Source organism: Frankia sp. CoBUL1, from assembly GCF_978021245.1.
Map to the genome: position 1 here is coordinate 1 of NZ_CDXDOS010000299.1, position 3,652 is coordinate 3,652.

Sequence of the window (3,652 nt, forward strand, 5' to 3'; positions counted from 1 at the left end):
GACCGTTTGACCCCGCCAACTTTCACAGCACTCCGGAATGTCGGCCTCTTTCTCTCGGGCATCGGACCACCGGGGCAGCGACAAGGTTCTTGAGCCGGGAGAAAGTTTCACCCTGACTTTCCGCAAGCCGGGAGCCTTCCTCCACCGCTGTCGTTTCCACTCGAACCTGGATGACTTCAACCAGCCGGTCGCACCTGGGCCGGAGGGCGGCATCCAGGACGCCAACGGCAACTTCGGAACGCCTATGATGGGGGTCATAACCGTGTCGGACAAAAAGCGGTAGACGTCATCGAGGGCCGGCATCATTGAGGTGTGCTCGAAGGAGCGGCACCACATCGTCCACATCCTGGACCGGGATGACGCTCGGCAGCGATGAATCCCGGGTGTCCACGGTCCAGGTGTCGAGACCGATCACCGTCTTCCCGGTCCGGAGCGCGAAGGAGATCTCACTGCGCGTTCCCCAGCTTCCGCCGACGGCGACCAACGCATCGCTGCCGCGGACGAGCAGGCTGTTGCGCAGCTCGCCCATCCCGGTCCGGAGGCTGACGGTGAGATGGTCGTTTCCCTCGTCTCGGGACAGGCCCGGCAGCAGCCCGATCGTCGTCCCGCGGCACCCGTCCGTCCCGCGGCACCCGTCGATCCTCCCGCCGGTGAGCCGGTCGGGCGACCGCGCGCCGCATCGGACACGCCGAACCCTGCACGCTTCGTCACGTTTTATCGAGGCCCGGCGGGATAGTAGAGACCCTGGTGGGCCTGTCGGCCCCACCAGCAGGGCCGACAGGCCGGTCGGACGGGTCGGACGGGTCGGACGGGTCGGACGGGTCGGACGAGAGTGGCCGCGTGGGTGGGCCGGGCTAGGCGTCGGGTGAGGTGCCGGGTGGCGGCCGGTACCCGACGACGACAAGGGCGGGGGTGCAGGTCCGTGGCGAGTAGTGCGGGATTCTTCCCGAGGCGGGTCATATCTGTGACACGCATGCGTAACCGGCCGGCCGTAGCGTAGCCCGCCATGAGCGACGCACGAATCGTGGCCGTCGGCGTCGAGGAGGAATTTCACATCCTCGATCTCACCACCCGTCAGCTCGTTCCCAGGGCCGAGGAGGTCCTCCGTCGACTCGACGGGGACTCGTTCTCTCCAGAGCTATTGAAATCGGTTGTCGAGACGAACAGTCAGCCGACGGCGGATCTGCTGGAGCTGCGGACGAACCTGCTCGATCTGCGGCGGCGACTCGCGGAGGTGACCGGCGAGCTCGGGCTCGGGCCGGCCGCTGCGGGCACCGTGCCGATCGTGGACATGGATCTGCTCGACGTCTCCCGGGACGACCGTTACGAGCAGATGACCGAGGACTACCAGATCGTCGCGCGCGAGCAGCTCATCTGCGGCGCCCAGGTGCACGTCGACGTGGCCGACCGCGACCTCGCGATGGCCGTCGTCGCCTGGACCGCGCCGTGGCTGCCGATGCTGCTGGCGCTCTCGGCCAGCTCGCCGTTCTGGATGGGCGCCGACAGCGGCTACGCGAGCATGCGCACGCTGGTGTGGCAACGCTGGCCGACCGCGGGGGTCGCCGGGTCCTTCCGGACCGCAGCGGAGTACGACCAGCTCGTGGCAGACCTGATCAAGTCCGGGGTGATCAGCGACCCGGGGATGGTCTACTTCGACGTCCGCCCGTCGGCCCACCTGCCCACCGTCGAGCTGCGCATCTGCGATGCCTGCCCGGACGTCGACAACGTCATCCTTATCGCCGGGCTGTTCCGGGCGCTGGTGTGCCAGGCCATCGAGGAGATCGAGGCCGGCGGCCAGGCCCCGCCGCCACGCGCGGAGCTGCTGCGCGCGGCGACCTGGCGGGCGGCCCGGTCCGGCCTGGAGGGCGACCTCGTCGACATCCTCGGTGCCGGCCCGATACCGGCCCAGGCCATGCTGCGCCGGCTGCTCACCGAGGTCCGCCCGCAGCTCGAACGGTTCGACGACTGGGAGCTCATCGACAACCTGGCCGAACAGGCCGTCGGCCGGGGCAGCTCGGCGCACCGCCAGCGCCGGGCCTTCGCCCGTCGGGGTCTGCTCACCGACGTCGCGGATCTGGTGCTGGCCGAGACCCGCGACGTCCCGCCCGCGGGGGCGGCGGCCGCGCTGGGGAGCGCGCCCGCTGTGTCCGCCTCCGACCAGATCGCGCCGCGGCTGCTCGAACGCTACCAGCCGACCGGGTACGACGAGATCGTCGACGCCCGCGGCGCGGTCCGTCCCCAGTACCGGGCCGTCATGCGCACCTTGGAACGGCTCGGCCCGGGCATCCTCGACGAACGGGTCGGGACGCGCGAGGCCGAGCAGAACGACCGGGGGATCGTCTTCCGGGCCTCGGGGGACTCCGCCAGTCGTCCCTTTCCGTTCGATCTGGTCCCGCGGATCATCGCCGCCGACGACTGGACGACCCTGATGACCGGACTGAGCCAGCGGGTCCGGGCCCTGGAGGCGTTCCTGCACGACATCTACGGCGAGCGGGCGGCCGTCGCCGACGGGATCGTGCCGGCCTGGGTGGTCAACGACGCGCCGAGCCTGCGCCACGGCGGTCGCGCCGTCGGCCCGGACGCCATCCGGGTGACCGTCGCCGGCATCGACCTGGTCCGCGGCGGCGACGGCGGCTGGCTGGTGCTGGAGGACAACCTGCGCGTCCCGTCCGGTATCGCCTACGCCATGGAAGGCCGGCGGCTCGCCGAGTCGGTGCTGCCGGAGCTCGGTCCGCCGGCCGGCATCCTGCGGCTGGACGGCATACCCGCCCTGCTGCACGAGGCGCTGGCCGCGGCGGCCCCGGCCGCGGCCGCGGGGGAGCCGGCGGTGGCCGTGCTGACTGGCGGGAAGACCGACGCGGCGTACTTCGAGCATTCCCTGCTCGCCGAGAAGATGGGCGTTGCGCTGGTGGAACCGGCGGATCTGCTGGTCGACGACAACGACGTCGTCCACCGGATCGACGGCTCCCGGCGGTGCCGCGTCGACGTCCTCTACCGCCGGATGGACGAGGACGACCTGTTCGGCGCCCTCGGAGCCGACGGCACCCCGCTGGGGCTCCCGCTGCTGCGCGCGATCCGGGCCCGCCGGGTCGGCATAGCGAACGCTCTGGGTAACGGGGTGGGTGACGACAAGGTCGTCTACGCCTACGTCCCGCGGATGGTCACCTACTACCTGGGCGAGCAGCCGGTGCTCGACGACGTGCCGACCTATGTCTGCGGCGACCCGGAGCAGTGTGAAAACGTGCTGGACAACCTCGATCAACTGGTGGTGAAACCGGTCGACGGGTATGGCGGGTCCGGCGTGGTCATCGGGCCGCATGCCGAGCCCTACCGGCTTACCGAGGCCCGCGAGCGGATCCTGGCCAATCCCCGGCAGTGGATCGGCCAGGAACTGGTGTCGCTGTCGACCCATCCGACCTGGCATGACAGCCATCTCGAACCCTGCGCGGTGGATCTGCGGGTCTTTGTCTACGCCGGGCGGGAGCCGCGGGTGGTGCCCGCAGCGCTCAGCCGGGTGGCGCCTCCCGGCAGTCTGATCGTCAACTCCTCGCAGGGCGGGGGATCCAAGGACACCTGGATTCCCCGCCGTTAGCCGGTGATTCCCCGCCGTCAACCTTTCCATGGACGATACTGAGCCTTTCCCGGTAACCGT

2 protein-coding genes are annotated in these 3,652 nt (G+C 70.2%); one reads left to right on the forward strand and one right to left on the reverse strand.

Annotated features, from left to right (window positions below; genetic code table 11):
- Positions 1-286: 286 nt before the first annotated feature.
- A complete protein-coding gene (locus AC08OX_RS15855; RefSeq protein WP_476608526.1) occupies positions 287-1,054 on the reverse strand; it encodes an SLOG cluster 4 domain-containing protein in 768 nt (255 codons plus the stop codon).
- On the opposite strand from AC08OX_RS15855, the gene AC08OX_RS15860 reads away from it, so the two are divergent.
- A complete protein-coding gene (locus AC08OX_RS15860) occupies positions 1,007-3,592 on the forward strand; it encodes a glutamate--cysteine ligase (RefSeq protein WP_476608527.1) in 2,586 nt (861 codons plus the stop codon). The genes AC08OX_RS15855 and AC08OX_RS15860 overlap by 48 nt on opposite strands.
- Positions 3,593-3,652 lie beyond the last annotated feature (60 nt).

Coding starts and splice junctions, on each gene's coding strand:
- AC08OX_RS15860 (WP_476608527.1), top strand. CDS start 1,007: ATGAGCGACGCACGAATCGTGGCCGTCGGCGTCGAGGAGGAATTTCAC.